This window comes from Planococcus sp. MB-3u-03, assembly GCF_002833405.1.
Classification (GTDB): Bacteria; Bacillota; Bacilli; order Bacillales_A; family Planococcaceae; genus Planococcus.
The window spans coordinates 1,044,979-1,065,493 of sequence record NZ_CP025135.1 but is presented as its reverse complement, the minus strand read 5'-3'; the positions used below and the strand labels follow the sequence as shown (position 1 = coordinate 1,065,493).

The 20,515-nt window shown below is 48.6% G+C and carries 13 protein-coding genes, 19 tRNA genes, 3 rRNA genes and 1 pseudogene; 5 read left to right on the top strand and 31 right to left on the bottom strand.

What is annotated here, in order from left to right; genetic code table 11:
* Position 1 precedes the first annotated feature (1 nt).
* Positions 2-664 carry a B3/B4 domain-containing protein gene (locus CW734_RS06565; protein ID WP_101189914.1) on the top strand — a complete coding sequence of 221 codons (663 nt, stop codon included), beginning with the start codon at positions 2-4 and terminating at the stop codon, positions 662-664.
* A 92-nt stretch (positions 665-756) separates the two neighbouring features.
* On the top strand, positions 757-1,827 hold the full coding sequence (locus tag CW734_RS06560) for a C45 family autoproteolytic acyltransferase/hydrolase (protein WP_101189913.1): 1,071 nt from the start codon (positions 757-759) through the stop codon (positions 1,825-1,827).
* Between the two features lie 25 nt (positions 1,828-1,852).
* Here CW734_RS06560 and CW734_RS06555 read toward each other — a convergent pair whose 3' ends face one another.
* The 25 genes from CW734_RS06555 to CW734_RS06440 form a co-directional block, all read right to left on the bottom strand.
* Positions 1,853-2,902, bottom strand: coding sequence for a C45 family autoproteolytic acyltransferase/hydrolase (locus CW734_RS06555; RefSeq protein WP_101189912.1), 1,050 nt, complete (start codon positions 2,900-2,902; stop codon positions 1,853-1,855).
* A 27-nt stretch (positions 2,903-2,929) separates the two neighbouring features.
* Positions 2,930-5,593, bottom strand: a complete 2,664-nt coding sequence (locus CW734_RS06550; RefSeq protein WP_101189911.1) for a cation-transporting P-type ATPase — start codon at positions 5,591-5,593, stop codon at positions 2,930-2,932.
* Positions 5,594-5,863: 270 nt separating this feature from the next.
* A tRNA-Leu gene (locus CW734_RS06545) sits at positions 5,864-5,946 on the bottom strand.
* A gap of 203 nt (positions 5,947-6,149) precedes the next feature.
* Positions 6,150-6,231: transfer RNA gene (locus tag CW734_RS06540), tRNA-Leu, on the bottom strand.
* Between the two features lie 9 nt (positions 6,232-6,240).
* Positions 6,241-6,313: transfer RNA gene (locus CW734_RS06535), tRNA-Cys, on the bottom strand.
* 7 nt (positions 6,314-6,320) lie between these two features.
* Positions 6,321-6,391: transfer RNA gene (locus tag CW734_RS06530), tRNA-OTHER, on the bottom strand.
* 4 nt (positions 6,392-6,395) lie between these two features.
* Positions 6,396-6,467, bottom strand: a tRNA-Gln gene (locus CW734_RS06525).
* A 7-nt stretch (positions 6,468-6,474) separates the two neighbouring features.
* Positions 6,475-6,548, bottom strand: a tRNA-His gene (locus tag CW734_RS06520).
* Between the two features lie 41 nt (positions 6,549-6,589).
* Positions 6,590-6,664: transfer RNA gene (locus CW734_RS06515), tRNA-His, on the bottom strand.
* Positions 6,665-6,682: 18 nt separating this feature from the next.
* Positions 6,683-6,753, bottom strand: a tRNA-OTHER gene (locus tag CW734_RS06510).
* 5 nt (positions 6,754-6,758) lie between these two features.
* Positions 6,759-6,839, bottom strand: a tRNA-Tyr gene (locus CW734_RS06505).
* A 3-nt stretch (positions 6,840-6,842) separates the two neighbouring features.
* A tRNA-Thr gene (locus CW734_RS06500) sits at positions 6,843-6,918 on the bottom strand.
* A gap of 13 nt (positions 6,919-6,931) precedes the next feature.
* Positions 6,932-7,006, bottom strand: a tRNA-Phe gene (locus tag CW734_RS06495).
* A gap of 16 nt (positions 7,007-7,022) precedes the next feature.
* A tRNA-Asp gene (locus CW734_RS06490) sits at positions 7,023-7,098 on the bottom strand.
* Between the two features lie 3 nt (positions 7,099-7,101).
* Positions 7,102-7,177: transfer RNA gene (locus CW734_RS06485), tRNA-Met, on the bottom strand.
* Between the two features lie 40 nt (positions 7,178-7,217).
* Positions 7,218-7,293, bottom strand: a tRNA-Val gene (locus CW734_RS06480).
* A 6-nt stretch (positions 7,294-7,299) separates the two neighbouring features.
* Positions 7,300-7,373: transfer RNA gene (locus CW734_RS06475), tRNA-OTHER, on the bottom strand.
* Positions 7,374-7,393: 20 nt separating this feature from the next.
* A tRNA-Ser gene (locus CW734_RS18260) sits at positions 7,394-7,482 on the bottom strand.
* A 5-nt stretch (positions 7,483-7,487) separates the two neighbouring features.
* Positions 7,488-7,562, bottom strand: a tRNA-Asn gene (locus CW734_RS06470).
* A 10-nt stretch (positions 7,563-7,572) separates the two neighbouring features.
* A 5S ribosomal RNA gene (rrf, locus tag CW734_RS06465) occupies positions 7,573-7,683 on the bottom strand.
* A gap of 127 nt (positions 7,684-7,810) precedes the next feature.
* Positions 7,811-10,693 (bottom strand): 23S ribosomal RNA (locus CW734_RS06460).
* Positions 10,694-10,790: 97 nt separating this feature from the next.
* Positions 10,791-10,866, bottom strand: a tRNA-Ala gene (locus tag CW734_RS06455).
* Between the two features lie 12 nt (positions 10,867-10,878).
* Positions 10,879-10,955 (bottom strand) — tRNA-Ile (locus CW734_RS06450).
* Between the two features lie 122 nt (positions 10,956-11,077).
* Positions 11,078-12,601 (bottom strand): 16S ribosomal RNA (locus tag CW734_RS06445).
* The 16S, 23S and 5S rRNA genes sit together here with 19 tRNA genes alongside, the layout of an rRNA operon.
* Before the next feature lie 425 nt (positions 12,602-13,026).
* Positions 13,027-13,893, bottom strand: a complete 867-nt coding sequence (locus tag CW734_RS06440; RefSeq protein ID WP_058381333.1) for a nucleotidyltransferase-like protein — start codon at positions 13,891-13,893, stop codon at positions 13,027-13,029.
* A gap of 187 nt (positions 13,894-14,080) precedes the next feature.
* Between CW734_RS06440 and CW734_RS06435 the strand changes: the two genes are divergently transcribed.
* Positions 14,081-14,434 carry a YgzB family protein gene (locus CW734_RS06435; RefSeq protein WP_058381334.1) on the top strand — a complete coding sequence of 118 codons (354 nt, stop codon included), beginning with the start codon at positions 14,081-14,083 and terminating at the stop codon, positions 14,432-14,434.
* A 34-nt stretch (positions 14,435-14,468) separates the two neighbouring features.
* Here CW734_RS06435 and perR read toward each other — a convergent pair whose 3' ends face one another.
* The 5 genes from perR to bcp form a co-directional block, all read right to left on the bottom strand.
* Positions 14,469-14,912 carry a peroxide-responsive transcriptional repressor PerR gene (gene perR / locus CW734_RS06430; protein ID WP_058381335.1) on the bottom strand — a complete coding sequence of 148 codons (444 nt, stop codon included), beginning with the start codon at positions 14,910-14,912 and terminating at the stop codon, positions 14,469-14,471.
* A gap of 179 nt (positions 14,913-15,091) precedes the next feature.
* Positions 15,092-15,643: a cob(I)yrinic acid a,c-diamide adenosyltransferase gene (locus CW734_RS06425; RefSeq protein ID WP_101189910.1), complete on the bottom strand. Its 552-nt coding sequence runs from the start codon at positions 15,641-15,643 to the stop codon at positions 15,092-15,094.
* A gap of 2 nt (positions 15,644-15,645) precedes the next feature.
* Positions 15,646-15,924 carry an NAD(P)-dependent oxidoreductase gene (locus CW734_RS19395; protein WP_269801502.1) on the bottom strand — a complete coding sequence of 93 codons (279 nt, stop codon included), beginning with the start codon at positions 15,922-15,924 and terminating at the stop codon, positions 15,646-15,648.
* 16 nt (positions 15,925-15,940) lie between these two features.
* Positions 15,941-16,582 (bottom strand): NAD(P)-dependent oxidoreductase, encoded by a 642-nt coding sequence (locus CW734_RS06420; protein WP_269801501.1) that lies wholly within the window; start codon positions 16,580-16,582, stop codon positions 15,941-15,943.
* 15 nt (positions 16,583-16,597) lie between these two features.
* Complete coding sequence (bcp, locus tag CW734_RS06415) at positions 16,598-17,074, bottom strand: thioredoxin-dependent thiol peroxidase (RefSeq protein ID WP_101189909.1); 477 nt, start codon at positions 17,072-17,074, stop codon at positions 16,598-16,600.
* Between the two features lie 118 nt (positions 17,075-17,192).
* Here bcp and CW734_RS06410 point away from each other — a divergent pair.
* A pseudogene (locus CW734_RS06410) lies at positions 17,193-18,476 on the top strand (glutamate-1-semialdehyde 2,1-aminomutase).
* Between the two features lie 33 nt (positions 18,477-18,509).
* Entirely contained in the window at positions 18,510-19,595 is a 1,086-nt protein-coding gene (locus tag CW734_RS06405) for an aromatic acid exporter family protein (RefSeq protein WP_101189908.1), read from the top strand.
* Positions 19,596-19,625: 30 nt separating this feature from the next.
* Here the strand turns inward: CW734_RS06405 and nikC are convergent, their stop codons facing one another.
* Positions 19,626-20,477, bottom strand: coding sequence for a nickel transporter permease (gene nikC, locus CW734_RS06400; protein WP_180956306.1), 852 nt, complete (start codon positions 20,475-20,477; stop codon positions 19,626-19,628).
* Positions 20,478-20,515: the final 38 nt, after the last annotated feature.

The following is a 20,515-nucleotide window of genomic DNA, read 5'->3' as shown; positions in this document are numbered from 1 at the left end:
TGTGGACTTTCGCGTAAACCCTGAAATTACAGAGATTGTGCCTGATTTCAAAATCGGCATTATTCATTATAACAATATCACCGTTTCGGATTCACCTCAAATGTTAAAAGGCCGCCTCCAACTGTTCCAGGAGCAATTGTTCTTCGATATGGACGATAAGGAATTGACGGATTTCCCTGGCCTTCTCGAATGGAAGCTGGCCTGGAAAGCGCTCGGAGGCGATCCGAACCGCTACCGGCCTTCTGCGGAAGCCTTGTACCGCCGTGTGCGCAAACAAAACTATCTGGCCCCTGTCAATTCAGCGATCGATATGAACAGTTTTCTATCGCTTCAGTACGAAATTCCACTCGGTTTATACGATGCAGCTCAAATTGAGGGCGATATCGAAATCGCCCTCGGCAAGCCTGACGACCGCTATGAAGGCTTGAATAACCGCGACAATACGCTCGATAACATCATCGTTACACGCGATGCAAAAGGCGCTTTCGGTAGCCCATACGTCGATTCAAAGCGCACTGCTGTGACACCACAAACAACAGACGCGGTACACGTATTTTACCTCCGACCGTCCATGAACCGCGACAATGCCCTTCAGCTATTGACCGCTGCCGGCAATATGTTCACCGGAATCAATGGCGGCGAAGCGACAAGCTACGTCCTTTAATTGCCTGAAGCATACGCTTCAGGCATATTCTTTTTATTCTCCTCAAAACTCTAGTATTCTTTTGATACTGAGATAAAAAAGAGGGATGCCACATGAAGAAAGTGCATAGCGACGTTATCCAATTCCGCGGCAGCCATTACGATTTCGGCTATCATCAAGGGGAATTGTTGAGAGATTCACTGCTATTGCCGAACCGAAAAATACAGCGCGGCCAGAACAGCAAGCAATTATTGGTCGACGAAACAAAAGCTATTGATATGCTCGAACGTTTCGCCCCGCGCATCTGGGAAGAAATCGAAGGCTTAGCAGACGCCCTGAAATGGCCATTTTACGACGCCTTGCGCGAATTCGGCGGCTATTATATCGAATATACACGAAGCGGCTGTTCCATCTTGAGCCGCTCCGATTTTCTAGTCAGGAATTACGATAGTTCTCCTCAAGGCTATGAAGGCAGGTTTGCCTTGTACGAACCGACTGATGGGGGCTACGCATCCATAGGGCCTTCTATGCAAATTACGGGGCGCACAGACGGGCTCAACGAGAAAGGGCTCGCCATGGGCTATAATTTCATCAATCGCCGCAATTCAGCAGACGGGTTTATCTGCAATATGATCGGCCGCTTGATCCTCGAGCATTGCGCAACGATTGAAGAAGCCGTCGATCTATTGAAAGAACTGCCCCACCGCCGTTCATTCAGCTATGTATTGCTCGATAAAAGCGGGCGTTCGGTCGTTGCCGAAACTTCCCCGCGCAATGTCATCGTCCGGGAAGCGGCCGTATCAACAAACCACTTCGAAGTGTTATCGGAAGAAAATCGCTATCAAATCGATGATTCCAAACGCCGTGAGGACGCACTGCTTACGCATGCTACCACTTCCAACGATGCGTATTCAGCTTTCCGCTTATTGAACGATTCAGACCAGGGCGTGTTTTCCACCAAATACAGTACCGCATCCGGCACATTGCATACAGCTTCCTATTTCCCAAATAGCCTGGAAGTCGGGTTCGCCATCGGGCCTGACCGCTTGCCGCTCATGTTCAATTTCCAAAAATGGCTTCAAGGCGAACGCTTGCTGGCAAAACGCATCAACGGGAAAATCGACACCCATTTCCCGTTTCCATATCTCGATGACCTGTCTGCATTGCAACAAAAAAACGGCTAGAGCACCCATGTGCTCTAGCCGTTTTTCATTTAAACAAGCTATCTGTGTGGGCAAACCCGATACCCGTATCGATCTGCCCGTGGACGGATTTAGTGCGCACAGGCTTTCCGGCAAGCCATTCTCCGAAATTGAACACTTCAGGCTCCTGGTCGCCGCCAAGCGCGAACCATACTTCCCCTTCTTTCGGCAAATAGACAGAAGTATGGATGGTCCCCGCCCAACTTTTATAAAGATCCGAAAACAAGCCGCGGCCTGTATCATTGAATAAGCGATAAGCACGATACGCTTCTGCTGCATCTTCCGCATTTCGCTCGATAACCGACAACCGGTCGTAAGAGTCTTTCAAATAATTGCGGTTTTCCTGATGCTGGATTTCAAAATGATTCGTACAAACTGAAGCATCACGCACTGCCACTTTGCGAGGTGTTGCCTCAATAACTTTTGTAACGCCGCTCTTATCCGTCACCACATAACTGAATGACCCGCGATGAGGGATATCTTCGACTAAAGCCACAGCCTCATCGACAGTTGAGCAGCTCTCGAGAATGATGCGCCCAATCATATAGCAAACAAAACCATCCCCTGGGTTTTTCCGGTGCATAAAATTATAGCCCATCACCAGGCCATGCTCGTTCATGCCATCCATGCGCCCTAGAATGCGCTGGCTTGGCCCAATGATGGCATTTCCCTCATCAGGCTGAAACAAACAGAACCTGCCTTCATATGTCTGCGGATGGAAATCGTAATTGCGTACCAAGAAATCCTCCCCGCTGACGATCGAACAGCCGGATGGCGGCGCATCAATCCGGTAACCGCCAAAATCACGAAGCACCTCATCAATCGGCAGCTTGAGGCTATCTTCAAGGCCCTTCAACTCCTCCCACAATTTCGGGGCATATGCGTTGAACGCAGCTTGCGCTTCAGCCGGGTCGATGACAAAGCGCGGCCTCTTGCTCTTCCACTGCCCCCTGCGGTTATGCAGCGTGATCGATTCTTTAAGCGCGTTGCCTTGCATCATTCCGTAATCATAATGGCTTCCTCTGAACTCGACGACTTCACTATGTATCTGTCTCATAATTCCTCCTCATTACTGATCGTATTTCTATTTATTCGAAAGATCAACATCCTTACTCATTCGGCGCACCACCCATTTTTCCAGCTCCACGATAATAAACACGCTCACCCCGATCAGCAACGGCCAAATCCAATACCTGAGCCCAATCGGTTCCGTGCCGAGCAGCGTATTCATAAACGGCACATACGTCACCGATAGCTGCACTAAGATCAATATGGCCGAGACGATAAAAGCCGCTTTATTGGAAAAGAAATCACGATTCAACGCAAAACGCCGCTCACTCCGGCAGTTGAATAAATAAAATAGCTGTGAGATGACCAGTGCCTGTAGAGTCATGGTCTGCAAGATGCCTTGATCATAATCTCTAGCTTCCAGCATACTGTTCATCCATAAGATGCCCCCTCCGATAATCGCCGATGCAAAAGCGATGCGGAAAACATAATAACCGCTGAGCAATGGGCTATTGGCTTTCCGAGGTGGCCGCTCCATTGTACCAGGCTCGAGCTTCTCAAATGCAATCGCCAAGGAAATCGTCACAGCCGTAATCATGTTGACCCACAAAATCTGTACCGCAGTGAGCGGAATCGTGGTGCCGAATAAGATGCTGATAAAAATGAGCAGCCCTTCGGATACGTTAGTCGGCAATATGAACAGGATGGTCTTTTTCAAATTATCATAGACGCGCCGTCCTTCCTTCACTGCATTGACAATCGTGCTGAAATTATCATCAACCAGCACCATCTCTGCCGCTTCTTTTGATACTTCTGTTCCTTTGATTCCCATCGCAATGCCGATATCAGCCCGTTTCAAAGCCGGTGCATCATTGACCCCGTCACCGGTCATTGCGCACACTTGTTCCTTGGCTTGAAGAGCTTTAACCAATTGCAATTTATTTGTCGGGCTGGTACGCGCGAAAATATCATATTCCATGGCTGCAGTTTCCAACTGTTGTGCGTTTAAGCCATCCAATTCCCTGCCTTCAAGCGCCTTGGCCCCATCGCCGATTCCAAGCTTGGCTCCAATCGCCACAGCGGTGTCTTTATGGTCTCCAGTGATCATCTTGACGCGAATTCCGGCTTTTTTGCATTGGGCAATTGAATCGATCACTTCTTCGCGCGGAGGATCAATGATGCCAGCCATGCCCAGAAACTCAAATCCGCACTTCATATCTTCGTGGCTTATGGCTTCCACTGTATAATCGACCTGCTTAACAGCAGCTCCCAAGAGGCGTTCTCCGCGTTTTGCATGGGAGGCTATCTTCGCCTCCCATTCATTCCTTTCTTCGCTTGGTATCATCCCCAACAGCTTTTCAGGGGCACCCTTTACATAGATCCATTTAGTTCCCTGCTCTTCCACCAAAGCAGCCATATATTTGTAAGAAGAGTCAAACGGGATCTTCTCAATCACCGGCAACTTCTCAACTGGGACATCCGCTTTCTCTGCAAGCGTCAACAAGCAGCCTTCCGTCGCACCCCCACTGATTGACCACTTCCCCTTTTTCCCTTTGACCAAATGAGCATCGTTAACTGTTATCACACAGGCTAAAAACTTTGCCAAGCGAGGATGGTCCGTTAAACGAATGCCTTCTCCGTTTTTCTTTAACATTCCTTCGGGTGAATAACCGACCCCACTAACATCGATCTCTTCGTCTGCCAGAATAACAGAAGTAGCCGTCATTTCATTTTTCGTCAAAGTCCCTGTTTTATCTGAGCATATTACCGTCACGGCTCCTAAAGTTTCGACTGACGGCAAGTTTCTTACAATGGCATTCTTTCCAGCCATCGTCTGGACACCCAAAGCTAAAATAATAGATAGAACCGCAGGCAAGCCTTCTGGAATAGCAGCTACAGTCAAACCGATAATGGCCAATAACAACTCAGCTGTGGCGTAGTCGTGGAACCAATAACCGATAAAAAACATGCCGATTGCACTCAGTACGATAACCACTGATATCAATTTTCCGAATTGAGCAGTCTGTTTTAATAATGGAGTCTGCAATTTCTCAACCGACTCCATGGCGCTGCTGATTTTTCCGAGTTCAGTATTTCCTCCAGTTGCAATGACAACACCGAACCCTGATCCGGATGCGACAGCAGTTCCTGCGAATGCCATATTGGAGCGATCGCCAAGCACCGTATCGTTCGATAGTCTTTCAGTCTGTTTATTTACTGCATCCGACTCACCAGTCAAAGACGACTCCTCCAGCTGGAGATTCGATGCTTCTATAAGCCGCATATCTGCGGGCACTTTATCACCAGCCCTTAAATAAACAAGATCTCCTGGCACCAAATCAGTCGCCAGAATATCCTTTCGTTTGCCCTCTCGCAATACTCCCGCTTTGACCGATAGCATTTCTCGTATGCTATCCAGTGCTTTCTCAGCTTTATTCTGCTGAATATAGCCAATTGCCGCATTGATTACGACTACAGCTAAAATGACGCTCGTATCAATATAATGTCCAAGTGCGACCGTAATAACTGCAGCTGCCAACAATACATATATCAGCACATCGTGAAAATGCTTGAAAAACTTTATAACTCCAGATTCTCGCTTTCCTTCAGGCAATTCATTAGCTCCCAAAGCCTCTAGCCTCTTAGCAGCTTCAGCTTCGCTCAAGCCTTCTTCTAAGCGGACTTCCTGATCATCGAGTATAGCCTTAAACTCCTGGTCAAACCCTTGTTCTTCAGCCATCTTGCCACCCCCGCCAAGATCGTAATTTTGCTTATTATAACACGCAGCCTACTATCTCCCACGGGTTCCTATTAAATATTCCAATACAGTAAAAGGGCAGCCTCAATGGAAGCTGCCCTTTTCTAAAACGCGAATGAAGGGACTCGAACCCACTGTGTTTCCACCACTGGCCTCTGAACCTGGCGTGTCTGCCAATTCCGTCATGATGAGACAAGAAAAGCCTAACTGAAGTTAGGGCTTTTCAATACATTGCGCAGAGCAATGAAATGATACCGGCGGTCGGGGTCGAACCGACACTCCCGTGAAGGAACGGGATTTTGAGTCCCGCGGTCTGCCAATTCCGCCACGCCGGCAAAATCAAATCCATAAGCATTTACTAAATGCTTTGAGGAACATTATATTATATTAGTAAACCGATTATTTTGCAAGGGCTATTCATTATTTTTAAAATTCTAGCTATGATGAACTTATAATTACTTACTTGAATAAAGAAAAGCCCTGACTTTAAGAGTCAGAGCTTCAAACTTTCAACACTTGGCAGAGGATGATCATGTGATACCGGCGGTCGGGGTCGAACCGACACTCCCGTGAAGGAACGGGATTTTGAGTCCCGCGTCTGCCAATTCCGCCACGCCGGCAAAATAGTTTGGAGGCGGCAACCGGACTCGAACCGGTGGTAAGGTGTTGCAGACCCATGCCTTACCGCTTGGCTATGCCGCCTAAATAATGGAGCGGAAGACGGGGTCGAACCCGCGACCTCCACCTCAAGGTGGCGTTCTACCACTGAACTACTTCCGCAAAGCTGGGGTACCTGGATTCGAACCAGGGCATGACGGGATCAAAACCCGTTGCCTTACCGCTTGGCTATACCCCAATAATACTGGGGCGGACGAGGGAATTGAACCCCGAATGCCGGAATCACAATCCGGTGCGTTAACCACTTCGCCACGACCGCCACGCTATTATTATGTATGATATTAAAATTTCTAGAAAACATGGGGCGGACGAGGGGAATTGAACCCCGAGTGCCGGAATCACAATCCGGTGCGTTAACCACTTCGCCACGACCGCCAACATAATATTTTAAAATGGCAGGGCAGTAGGAATCGAACCCACATCGGAGGTTTTGAGACCTCTGTTCTACCGTTAAACTATGCCCTAAAACTGGTGGTGGGGCAGATTCGAACTGCCGAACCCGAAGGAGCGGATTTACAGTCCGCCGCGTTTAGCCACTTCGCTACCCACCTAATGGTGCCGGAGAAAGGACTTGAACCTCAACCTACTGATTACAAGTCAGTTGCTCTACCAGTTGAGCTACTCCTGGCATGGAGAAAAATATGGTGGGTCAGGACGGAATCGAACCGCCGACACTTAGAGCTTCAATCTAATGCTCACCGACTGAGCTACTGACCCATATTAATTAATAAAATGGCGGTCCCGACCGGGATCGAACCGGCGATCTCCTGCGTGACAGGCAGGCATGTTAACCGCCACACCACGGGACCATTTGGTTGCGGGGCAGGATTTGAACCTGCGACCTTTGGGTTATGAGCCCAACGAGCTACCGAACTGCTCCACCCCGCGATAATATTTATTTTCCTTCTATATTATATGCATAAAGAAATGGTGGAGGATGACGGGATCGAACCGCCGACCCTCTGCTTGTAAGGCAGATGCTCTCCCAGCTGAGCTAATCCTCCATTGAATGGTGACCCCTACGGGATTCGAACCCGTGTTACCGCCGTGAAGGGCGGTGTCTTAACCGCTTGACCAAGGGGCCTTTATTTGAACTTAAGATACTGGCGGAGAGCAAGACTTCGAACCCTTGAGACGGTTGCCCGCCTACATGATTTCCAATCATGCTCCTTCGGCCACTCGGACAGCTCTCCATAATTGGCTCCGAAGGTAGGACTCGAACCTACGACCATCGCATTAACAGTGCGGTGCTCTACCACTGAGCTACTTCGGAATAATAACCAGACTAGCGACGTCCTACTCTCACGGGGAAACCCCAACTACCATCGGCGCAAAGAGCTTAACTTCCGTGTTCGGGATGGGAACGGTGTGGCCTCTTTGCCATCATCACTAGACTGCATTAATTTGAAAGACAAGATTTATTATATCAATAATACCGATTTTCAAGTATTATTTTAAAATTAATATCTTATTCTTTCAAAACTGGATAAATCGACATTGGGAAACTTGCGTTTCAGTTTGTTGGTTAAGTCCTCGATCGATTAGTATTCGTCAGCTGCACGTGTCGCCACGCTTCCACCCCGAACCTATCACCTCATCGTCTTTGAGGGATCTTACTTGCTTGCGCAATGGAAATCTCATCTTGAGGGGCTCGTGCTTAGATGCTTTCAGCACTTATCCCGGCCACCATAGCTACCCAGCGATGCTCTTGGCAGAACAACTGGTACACCAGCGGTGTGTCCATCCAGTCCTCTCGTACTAAGGACAGCTCCTCTCAAATTTCCTGCGCCCGCGACGGATAGGGACCGAACTGTCTCACGACGTTCTGAACCCAGCTCAGCGTACCGCTTTAATGGGCAGAACAGCCCAACCCTTGGGACCGACTACAGCCCCAGGATGCGATGAGCCGACATCGAGGTGCCAAACCTCCCCGTCGATGTGGACTCTTGGGAGATAAGCCCGTTATCCCCGGGTAGCTTTATCCGTTGAGCGATGGCCCTTCCATGCGGAACCACCGGATCACTAAGTCCGTCTTTCGACCCTGCTCGACCTGTCCGTCTCGCAGTCAAGCTCCCTTGTGCCTTTACACTCTGCGAATGATTTCCAACCATTCTGAGGGAACCTTTGAGCGCCTCCGTTACCTTTAGGAGGCGACCGCCCAGTCAAACTGCCCGCCTGACACTGTCTCCCAAGCCGCTAAGGCTTGTGGGTTAGAAGTTCAATACAACCAGGGTAGTATCCCACCGACGCCTCCCCGAAGCTGGCGCTCCGGGTTCTCTGGCTCCTACCTATCCTGTACAAGTTGCACCAAAATTCAATATCAGGCTACAGTAAAGCTCCACGGGGTCTTTCCGTCCTGTCGCGGGTAACCTGCATCTTCACAGGTACTATAATTTCACCGAGTCTCTCGTTGAGACAGTGCCCAGATCGTTACGCCTTTCGTGCGGGTCGGAACTTACCCGACAAGGAATTTCGCTACCTTAGGACCGTTATAGTTACGGCCGCCGTTTACTGGGGCTTCGGTTCCGCACCTTCGCTTGCGCTAAGCACTCCCTTAACCTTCCAGCACCGGGCAGGCGTCAGCCCTATACGTCACCTTCGGTTTTGCAGAGACCTGTGTTTTGCTAAACAGTCGCCTGGGCCTATTCACTGCGGCTCTCGGGCTATTCACCCTACCAGACACCCTTCTCCCGAAGTTGCAGGGTCATTTTGCCGAGTTCCTTAACGAGAGTTCACTGCTCACCTTAGAATTCTCTTCTCGCCTACCTGTGTCGGTTTGCGGTACGGGCACCTCCGCCTCGCTAGAGGCTTTTCTTGGCAGTGTGAAATCAGGGACTCTGAGGTAAACCTCTTGCCATCACTGCTTGATGTTATATAGAAACGGATTTGCCTCGTTTCTCATCTCACACTTGGACGTGCACAACCAACGGCACGCTCACCTTATCCTTCTGCGTCCCCATTACTCAAACGGCGGGGAGGTGGTACAGGAATATCAACCTGTTGTCCATCGTCTACGCCTATCGGCCTCGACTTAGGTCCCGACTAACCTGAGCGGACAGCCTTCCTCAGGAAACCTTAGGCATTCGGTGGACGGGATTCTCACCCGTCTTTCGTTACTCATACCGGCATTCTCACTCTAAGCGCTCCACCAGTCCTTCCGGTCTGACTTCAACGCCCTTAGAACGCTCTCCTACCACGGACATCTACGATGTCCATCCACAGCTTCGGTAATCCGTTTAGCCCCGGTACATTTTCGGCGCAGTGTCACTCGACCAGTGAGCTATACGCACTCTTTAAATGATGGCTGCTTCTAAGCCAACATCCTGGTTGTCTGAGCAACGCCACATCCTTTCCACTTAACGGATATTTGGGACCTTAGCTGGTGGTCTGGGCTGTTTCCCTCTTGACTACGGATCTTATCACTCGCAGTCTGACTCCCAAGCATAAATCACTGGCATTCGGAGTTTGTCTGAATTCGGTAACCCGGATGGGCCCCTAGTCCAAACAGTGCTCTACCTCCAGGATTCTCTATCTTGAGGCTAGCCCTAAAGCTATTTCGGAGAACCAGCTATCTCCAGGTTCGATTGGAATTTCTCCGCTACCCACACCTCATCCCCGCACTTTCAACGTGCGTGGTTCGGGCCTCCAGTAAGTGTTACCTTACCTTCACCCTGGACATGGGTAGATCACCTGGTTCGGGTCTACAACTGCATACTCATTCGCCCTATTCAGACTCGCTTTCGCTGCGGCTCCGGCTTCTCACCTTAACCTTGCATGCAATCGTAACTCGCCGGTTCATTCTACAAAGGCACGCTATCACCCATTAACGGGCTCTAACTACTTGTAGGCACACGGTTTCAGGATCTATTTCACTCCCCTTCCGGGGTGCTTTTCACCTTCCTCACGGTACTGGTTCACTATCGGTCACTAGGGAGTATTTAGCCTTGGAGATGGTCCTCCCGGATTCCGACGGAATTTCTGTGTTCCGCCGTACTCAGGATCCACTCTGGAGGAACGAACTTTCAGCTACGGGCTATTACCTATCTTGCGGACTGTTCCAGGTCGCTTCGCTTAATCCGTTTCTTTGTAACTCCGTATAGAGTGTCCTACAACCCCAGAAGGCAAGCCTTCTGGTTTGGGCTGATCCCGTTTCGCTCGCCGCTACTTGGGGAATCGCATTTGCTTTCTTTCCTTCAGGTACTTAGATGTTTCAGTTCCCTGAGTCTGCCTTCTCATGTGCTATGTATTCACACATGGATACTGCTCCATTACGAACAGTGGGTTTCCCATTCGGAAATCCCCGGATCACAGCTCACTTACAGCTCCCGAGGCATATCGGTGTTAGTGCCGTCCTTCTTCGGCTCCTAGTGCCAGGCATCCACCGTGCGCCTTATTAACTTAACCACTGAATGGTCAAAAATAAGTTGATCGCTAAGCGATCACGCTATGATGCTTGTTTCTTAATCAATGTCGATCTATCCAGTTTTCAAAGAACAAGTATTGGTGGAGCCTAGCGGGATCGAACCGCTGACCTCCTGCGTGCAAGGCAGGCGCTCTCCCAGCTGAGCTAAGGCCCCTAAGAGGAAATATGGTGGGCCTAAGTGGACTCGAACCACCGACCTCACGCTTATCAGGCGTGCGCTCTAACCAGCTGAGCTATAGGCCCTCTTGAGAAATCATCTATTATATAGAAGAAACACAAATCAACAGAGTTGATTCCTGAACCTTCAAAACTGAACGCAAAACGTCAACCCGATTCGTGAGAATCGGTTCCGATATTATCCTTAGAAAGGAGGTGATCCAGCCGCACCTTCCGATACGGCTACCTTGTTACGACTTCACCCCAATCATCTGTCCCACCTTCGGCGGCTGGTTCCGTGGGTTACCCCACCGACTTCGGGTGTTACAAACTCCGTGGTGTGACGGGCGGTGTACAAGGCCGGAACGTATTCACCGCGGCATGCTGATCCGCGAATTACTAGCGATTCCGGCTTCATGCAGGCGAGTTGCAGCCTGCAATCCGAACTGAGAACGGTTTTCTGGGATTGGCTCCCCTCGCGGGTTTGCAGCCCTTTGTACCGTCCATTGTAGCACGTGTAGCCCAGGTCATAAGGGGCATGATGATTTGACGTCATCCCCACCTTCCTCCGGTTTGTCACCGGCAGTCACCTTAGAGTGCCCAACTGAATGCTGGCAACTAAGATCAAGGTTGCGCTCGTTGCGGGACTTAACCCAACATCTCACGACACGAGCTGACGACAACCATGCACCACCTGTCACCGCTGTCCCCGAAGGGAAAGCCTAGTCTCCTAGGCGGTCAGCGGGATGTCAAGACCTGGTAAGGTTCTTCGCGTTGCTTCGAATTAAACCACATGCTCCACCGCTTGTGCGGGCCCCGTCAATTCCTTTGAGTTTCAGCCTTGCGGCCGTACTCCCAGGCGGAGTGCTTAATGCGTTAGCTGCAGCACTAAGGGCGAACCCCTAACACTTAGCACTCATCGTTTACGGCGTGGACTACCAGGGTATCTAATCCTGTTTGCTCCCCACGCTTTCGCGCCTCAGCGTCAGTTACAGACCAGAAAGTCGCCTTCGCCACTGGTGTTCCTCCACATCTCTACGCATTTCACCGCTACACGTGGAATTCCACTTTCCTCTTCTGCACTCAAGTCCCCAGTTTCCAATGACCCTCCACGGTTGAGCCGTGGGCTTCACATCAGACTTAAAGGACCGCCTGCGCGCTTACGCCCAATAATTCCGGACAACGCTTGCCACCTACGTATTACCGCGGCTGCTGGCACGTAGTTAGCCGTGGCTTTCTGGTGAGGTACCGTCAAGGTACCAGTAGTTACTTGTACTTGTTCTTCCCTCACAACAGAGTTTACGATCCGAAAACCTTCTTCACTCACGCGGCGTTGCTCCGTCAGACTTTCGTCCATTGCGGAAGATTCCTACTGCTGCCTCCGTAGGAGTCTGGGCCGTGTCTCAGTCCCAGTGTGGCCGATCACCCTCTCAGGTCGGCTACGCATCGTGGCCTTGGTGAGCCGTTACCTCACCAACAGCTAATGCGCCGCGGGCCCATCCTGCAGTGACAGCCGAAACCATCTTTCCGTGCAGCCTCATGAGAGGCCGCAAACTATTCGGTATTAGCACCGGTTTCCCGGAGTTATCCCGATCTGCAGGGCAGGTTGCCCACGTGTTACTCACCCGTCCGCCGCTAAGATAATGGAGCAAGCTCCACGATCTCCGCTCGACTTGCATGTATTAGGCACGCCGCCAGCGTTCGTCCTGAGCCAGGATCAAACTCTCCATTATAGAGTAGTATTGATTGCTCAATAGTTGCTGGCGTATCGCCGTCTAAAAGACGCGCGATTCGCTTGATCTGCCGAAGCTGATCAGTAAGTATGCCGCGATCACTCGCGGCTGTATTGTTGACGTTTTGCTGTTCAGTTTTCAAGGTTCAAATTCTCACGTTGCTTCAAGAGCAACTTCTATAATTTAGCATCGCCAGACGAAAGAGTCAAGTCTTTTTTATTATTGTAAAAAACTTAATCTGTTCGAGCGACATGTAATATCATAATACATTAGTTGTTTAATTGTCAACGCTAAAACCGAAAATATCTTCAAACTGTTTTCAAGTATGCCTATTCTTGTACAGTAATTTGCTATTCTTAAACTTGCTATAATGAAGAAAGCTGACAAAGTGACCTCCCTTGTCAGCTTTCTTCCTGTGAAAATTTTTAGCGCTTGTTTGAATAATAACGATGGAAGATACCTTCGCTTTTTGTCTTTACCCCGTTAATTGCGATTAAATCTTTTTCGATTAAAAACTCAATTAGCACTTCAAGATTGGAAGAATAATTTTTTAACTCTTCCTGTTCGTGCAATTCCTGAATCGTCCAGCTGCTTTGTTTCTCCATTACTTCACGAATATGCTGTGATCCGTCTTGTGTGCGGGAATGTATGAAAAATTCGCTAGCTAAGAATAAAAGCTCCAAGCGCTTGTCAATCGGCTCATCGCTTGAAATGAGCTCTTCGTATAATTTGTAGATTGCTGGCTCCATCTTCTTCACTTGTGACCACACTGTCACCTCAGGTGGAAGCCCGTTCTCAAGAACGGATAATCGAGCCAAATGATGAAGTGACTCTACCATGTGATGATACGCATCTAAATAATTTTTTTCTTCGAAGAACATTTTACCTTCTAGGTACCGGCGGATCAGTTTAGCAAACTCCAGCCCCATTTTGATTTTTCTGCCGTAGAAGGGATACTCTTTCAATTCTGTTTTAAGCTTTTCCATAAATTCATTGCGATCATATATGACACGGCCGTTAAAGAGCCAGTCGACAATTTTGCGGTTTGTTCCCAATAGAAGCCATTTGTGTAATTGCTTTTCTGTGATGATATGCATAGCTGCTTTTTTATCCATGTACGTATAATGTTTTGTAAAAACCGGTGTTTCATTTTCTTTTGTAATGATCAGAAGGATTGAATCGAATGTATCTGTAATTGGGCTGATGTCTTCTCTCTTCTCTATTAGGATGACACCGAGTGTTGTTTCCTGGCTCGCGCGTTCTTGGTATAGCGGTCTCAATATTTGTTCCATCCGTCGTCACTCCCTGCAGTCTATCTTTGTATGTTTTATCATGCCCTGTATGCTCGAGGCATGCAAATATTCTAAGGCGTTTTTCTTTATTTCGACATATTTCTCTTATATTCCTTTAACGGAATTAGCTTAACCCTTTTTACGGACGTTTATGATATAGTATGATGGACGCAAGGAGGAACCGCTCATGAAATCTTATAAAAACAAAATCAACCGCATCCGGACCTTCGCTTTGGCATTGATTTTCATCGGCATCGTAATTATGTATGTCGGTATATATTTCCGTAACCAACCGATTGTAATGGTCATCTTTATGCTGCTCGGTGTTGTCGCTATTATCGGAAGCACGGGTGTCTATGCTTGGATCGGCCTGCTGTCGATGAAAACCGTGCCTGTACAATGCCCGAATTGCGAGCGCCATACAAAAATGCTCGGACGTGTTGACATCTGTATGCATTGCAATGAACCGTTGACAATGGACCCTTCTCTTGAAGGCAAAGAATTCAACGAAGAATATAATAAGAAAAAGCCGCAACTATAAAAAGAATGCCCGCCAAATCGGCGGGCATTCTTTTTTATTGGGCTTTAGCTGACTCGCTATAACAATCGCGGCATGTACCGTAGATTTCCAAACGGTGGTAATCCACCTGGAAGCCTGTTACATGGGACGCCAGATGTTCCACTTCGTCCAATCCAGGATAATGGAAATCGACAATCTTCCCACACTCGTTACAGATCATATGATAATGATCGTGTGTGACAAAATCAAAGCGGCTTGAAGAATCCCCGTAGGTTAATTCTTTTACCAGCCCTGCTTTTTTGAAAACACGCAAATTATTATAAACGGTGGCTACACTCATATTGGGGAAGGCTTTTTCAAGCGCGCGATAAATATCATCTGCTGTCGGATGCGATGTAGAATGAATCATAAACTCCAAAATCGCATGACGCTGTGGTGTAATTCTGACACCTGTAGACTTCAATGTATCGAGTGCGTCTTTCAATTGGGCTTCAGACATCGCTGGGCACCTCACTTCATATATATTCTTACATTGTAATCGTTATAATTAGTGTACCTAAAAAAACCTTGGCGTGTCAAGAAATCGCTATAGGACGCTAATTTCCTGTTTATTCAACTGCCTAATTTTTGAATTAAAAAAGCAGCCGGGTATAGAACCCAACTGCTTGAAGTTTCTGCTTACTCTGCGTGAAGCCCTTTTTCTTTAGAACCTAGTTGCTGGTTGACGAATCGTGCTGCGACAAAGAGAAAATCGGAAAGCCTGTTCAAATATGCCAGTACGTTAGGCGAGACGCCTTCCCCTATTGCAATAACATTGCGCTCGGCGCGGCGCACGATCGTCCGGGCTACATGAAATGCCGCTCCTGCGGGGTGGCCGCCTGGCAAGATGAAGTTACTAAGTGGTTGGAGTTCTGCGTCATATTCATCGATCCAAGTTTCCAGTCGAGAGATATGTTCCTCCTCAAGTTTCCATTTCACTTCTTTTCCTGCTGGGGTCGCTAATTCTGCTCCAACGTGGAAGAGAATTGTTTGGATCTGGTGGAAGATTTCACAAAGAGCTTCTTTTTGCTCGAAAAATTCTCCATTCAAATGCCCTACACCGAGACCGATCATCGTGTTCGCTTCGTCGCACGTTCCGTAGGCTTCGACGAGCGGGTCGTTCTTTTTGACGCGGCTGCCGTATACAAGTGAAGTCGTTCCTTTGTCTCCTGTTTTCGTATAGATTTTCATCTTCAATAACCCCTTTTCATATCCACTGGATTTGATGGTGATTTATCGCCTTTGATCCAAGCGTGTAAATTCGGAATGAAAACATCCAAGGCGCGCTCGACGTATTTTCCCGAATGGCTCGAAACATGCGGGAAATGATGACATTGTCCATCTTCCAATACGGGTGGTCTGCCGGCAGCGGCTCTTCCGAAAACATCCAATATGGCATAACCAATTTCGCCGTTTTCCAGCGCTCCAAGCATCACTTGGTCTTCCACCAGATCACCGCGACCTAAATTCATGAAAATCGCATCTTCTTCATCGCCTGAAATGCTCTTTCTTCAATAGATGATAAGTTTCTTTCGTGCTCGGCAATACGGAGAGCACAATATCAGCATCTGGAAGAACAGCTGATACATTTTCAATAGAAACCATTTCATCCATATATTCAGCATCATTTCCCGAACGGTTGCAGCCGATCGTCTTAACTCCGAATGCTTGAAGCAAGCGGCCGATTTCCGAACCGATTGCCCCAGGTCCAAACAGGACGGCGGTGGAGCCTGCCAATTCGGATGATTGGGTTTTCCGGTTCCATTCTCCGTTGCGCTGGCTCTCATAAATAAACGGCAATGAACGTTTGAGTGCCAGCAAATGCGCTAAAGCGGATTCCGCCATCGGGGTTTTATGAATCCCTTTGACGTTCGAAACGATGATTTCCTTTTTTGCTATAGCAGCATGGGGCATTTTTTCGATGCCTGCACTTGCCACCATGATCCATTTCAAGTTTTCGGCACTTTCGATATCTTCCGCCGTTAAATCTTCTCCGTAAGTGACAACAATATCTGCTGTCGGCAGAAATGACTTGTTCTTATATAAGAAGCGGAAATTCACTTCAGGGAATTCGGCTTGAAGCTGTTCCTGCTGGTTCTCTCTTGGCACAAATGTAAATAGGACATCCATCAGATTCTTCCTCTCTTAGTCACCGCTGATTACTTTTACAGTTTCCAACACTTCTTCAATATGCTCTTTCACTTTCACTTTTCGCCATTCCTTGATGACGGTGCCTGTCGGGTCGATCAAGAATGTCGAGCGCTCGATGCCCCAGAATTCTTTTCCATACATTTTCTTCAGCTTCCAAACTCCGTAAGCCTCAGACACTTGGTGATCCTCGTCAACGAGAAGCGAAAACGGCAAGCCGTGCTTGTCGATGAATTTTTGATGGCGTTCTTTGGAATCTGCACTGACGCCCAAAATCTCTGCGTTAAGCCCCGAGAAATCTTTTTCGGCATCGCGGAAATCGCATGCTTGGGTCGTACAACCCGGTGTCATGTCTTTCGGATAAAAATAGAGCACGACATATTTTTTCCCTGCGTAATCCGATAGGGAAATTGTTTCGCCCTGTTCATTTTCCATTGTGAAGTCAGGTGCTGCCAATCCTTCTAATGTAGCCAAACCCATCACTCCTTTTCTTTCTTCTATCGTACCGGACGGTTTCATTACTTTCAATTTCTTTGGCGTTTGCGGCTGATTTTGTCTACAATAAGGAATAGATTATTTTAGGAGGCATTTTATGGATCACTCGATTTCCGAACAATTGCACCAAGAAGCGCTAGAACATATTGTCGGCGGGGTTAATAGCCCTTCCCCTCTTATAAAGCTGTAGGGGCGGCTCCCCTATCGCGATGGATTATGGAAAGGCGCCCATTTTTATGATGTGGATGGAAATAAATACATCGATTATCTAGCAGCTTACGGCCCGATCATCACAGGCCATGGCCACCCACATATCGCTAAAGCCATTGCACATGCTGCTGAAACCGGCGTGTTATTCGGCACCCCGACAAAGCACGAAGTGACATTCGCCAAAATGCTGAAACAAGCGATGCCTGCGATGGATAAAGTGCGTTTTGTCAATAGCGGGACGGAAGCGGTCATGACGACCATCCGTGTGGCACGTGCATACACGGGACGGACCAAAATCATGAAGTTCGCCGGGTGCTATCACGGCCATTCCGACTTGGTACTCGTTGCTGCCGGTTCCGGCCCTGCTACACTCGGTACTCCTGATTCGGCAGGCGTCCCGAAATCGATTGCTGAAGAAGTCATCACGATTCCCTTTAACGATCCGGGGGCATTCAAAGAAGCGATTGACCATTGGGGAGACGAAATTGCCTGCATCCTCGTCGAGCCGATTGTCGGCAACTTCGGCATTGTCGAACCGGAAGAAGGGTTTCTTGAAGAAGTCCATGCACTGGCTAAAGAGAAAGGTGCATTGATCGTCTATGATGAAGTCATTACAGCTTTCCGCTTTCATTACGGCGGTGCGCAGAATCTGCTCGGCCTCGAGCCGGACTTGACGGCGCTCGGAAAAATCATTGGCGGCGGCTTGCCGATCGGCGCATACGGCGGGAAGCGCGAAATCATGGAAACGGTCGCACCGCTCGGACCCGCTTACCAGGCAGGAACGATGGCCGGCAACCCTGCTTCGATCCAAGCAGGCATCGCCTGTCTCGAAGTGCTGCAGGAAAAAGGCGTTTACGAACGAATGGACCAACTCGGCGAGCGCCTTGAAGCAGGCATTTTGGCTGCTGCTGAAAAGCACGGTATCACGATTACCATCAATCGTTTAAAAGGCGCATTGACGATTTATTTCACCGATCAAAAGGTGAAAAATTACGAACAAGCGGAAGCAACGGATGGCGAAACTTTCGGGCGTTTCTTTAAACTGATGCTCGAACAGGGCATCAATTTGGCGCCTTCCAAATACGAAGCCTGGTTTTTGACCACTGAACATACAGAAGAAGATATCGATACGTCGATCCAGGCGGTAGAGCATGCATTTGCCCAATTGTAAAAACGGATCTCTTCCTGAAGGAGGTGTTTGCCGATGAAACTCGGTGCGCGCATATTCAAAACCGGTATCGCCATATCACTTGCCTTGTTTCTGGCGACGCTTCTTGAACTTCCGACGCCGGTATTCGCAGGGGTAGCGGCAATTTTCGCCATACAGCCTTCCATTTACCGGTCATACCTGACTTTACTCGACCAAGTGTACGGGAATTTGATCGGGGCCTCGATTGCCGTTATCTTCGTGTTGACGCTCGGGCCGAACTATTTGACGATCGGTGTCGCCGCCATTTTAGCGATCATCATCATGCTGAAATTAAAGCTGGAAAACACAGTGCCTCTGACATTGGTGACCTTGATCATCATCATGGATTCGCAATCGGATGACTTTCTGATTTTCGCCTCTTTGCGATTCCTGACGGTTTTATTGGGCATCTTATCGGCTTTTATCGTCAATATGATCTTTTTGCCGCCAAAATACGAAACGCGCTTGTTCCAGTCAATTCACTCCGTTAGCGAAGATGTCATTCGGTGGATCCGGATTTCGATCCGCCATGCTTCCGATCATTCCTCGGTAAAAGAAGACATCGACAAATTGACCGAGAAACTGGTGAAAGTCGACCAATGGTATTCATTTTATAAAGAAGAGCGCAGTTATACGAAAAAGCAACAATATACAAAAGCCCGTAAATTGGTTCTTTACAGGCAGATGATTGCCACATCAAAAAAGAGCCTCGAAGTTCTTCGACGCCTGAACCGTTATGAGAATGAACTGCGCGACCTGCCCGAACAATTCCACATGATGGTGCAGGAACGGCTTGAGAGCTTGGCAAGTTATCATGAACAGCTTTACATGAAATATATCGGGAAAATTCGTCCGGAACATAGCGAAAGTTCAGGGCCCGATGCGGTGTTGAAACGCAACGAAGTGATGTCGATTTTCGTTAAGGAAATCAATTTATCTACCGAAGTCGAAGAAGACGAATTTTCGGTTTACCATTTGATGCATGTCTTATCTGCCCTTCTCGACTACGAAGAGCATTTGGAGCATTTGGACTTGCTGATCATCGCATACCATAATTACCATAGCGAAGAAGTCGACAGCGACATCGAAAACGCCATATAAAAAACGCCCGGAAATTTTCCGGGCGTTTTTTTATGATTTCATTCGTGGGTCGAGTGCATCGCGCAGCCCGTCTCCCATTAAGTTAAAGCCAAGTACAGTCAACATGATCGCCACACCCGGGAAAATCATCGTCCACGGGGCATTGGTCAAGTACGAGCGGGAATCGGCCAGCATCTTGCCCCATTCCGGGGAAGGTGCCTGCGCCCCGAGCCCGAGGAAGCCGAGTGCCGCTGCTTCAATGATCGCTGTCGCAATCGCGAGCGTGCCTTGGACGATAACCGGCGCCATGGAGTTCGGCAAAATATGCGAAACCAAGATCCGGTTATCTTTCATGCCGATCGCTTTGGCCGACATGATGTATTCGTCTTCCTTGATGCTCAATACTTTCGATCGGATCAAGCGCCCGAAGTTCGGTACGTTGATGATGGCAATCGCAATCAACGCGTTGCGCAGTGACGGCCCAAGAACCGATACAACTGCAATCGCAAGAAGGATACTCGGAAATGCCGACATGATATCGAACAGCCGGGAAATGATGGTGTCGACCCAGCGCCCGTAATAGCCGGCCAAAATACCGAGAATACTGCCGACAACTACCGAACCGATGACCGCCAAGAATCCAACCCAAAGCGAGATGCGAGCCCCGTATACGACACGCGATAAAATGTCGCGGCCGAAATCGTCTGTGCCCATCCAATGATCACTAGAAGGAGGCAGAAGCCGCTGGGAAAGATTCTGTTCGTTGATGCCTTGCGGTGTAAATAACGGACCGAAAATCGCCAAAAGAATGAAGAAAATGACGATGCCCATACCGACGACCGCGACTTTACTTTTGCGGAATCCGCGCCACGCCTCTTTCCAAGGGCCGGCGACTTTTTGCATTTCCTGCTTGTCTGCTGCTGCTGTTTCAGCCAATATGC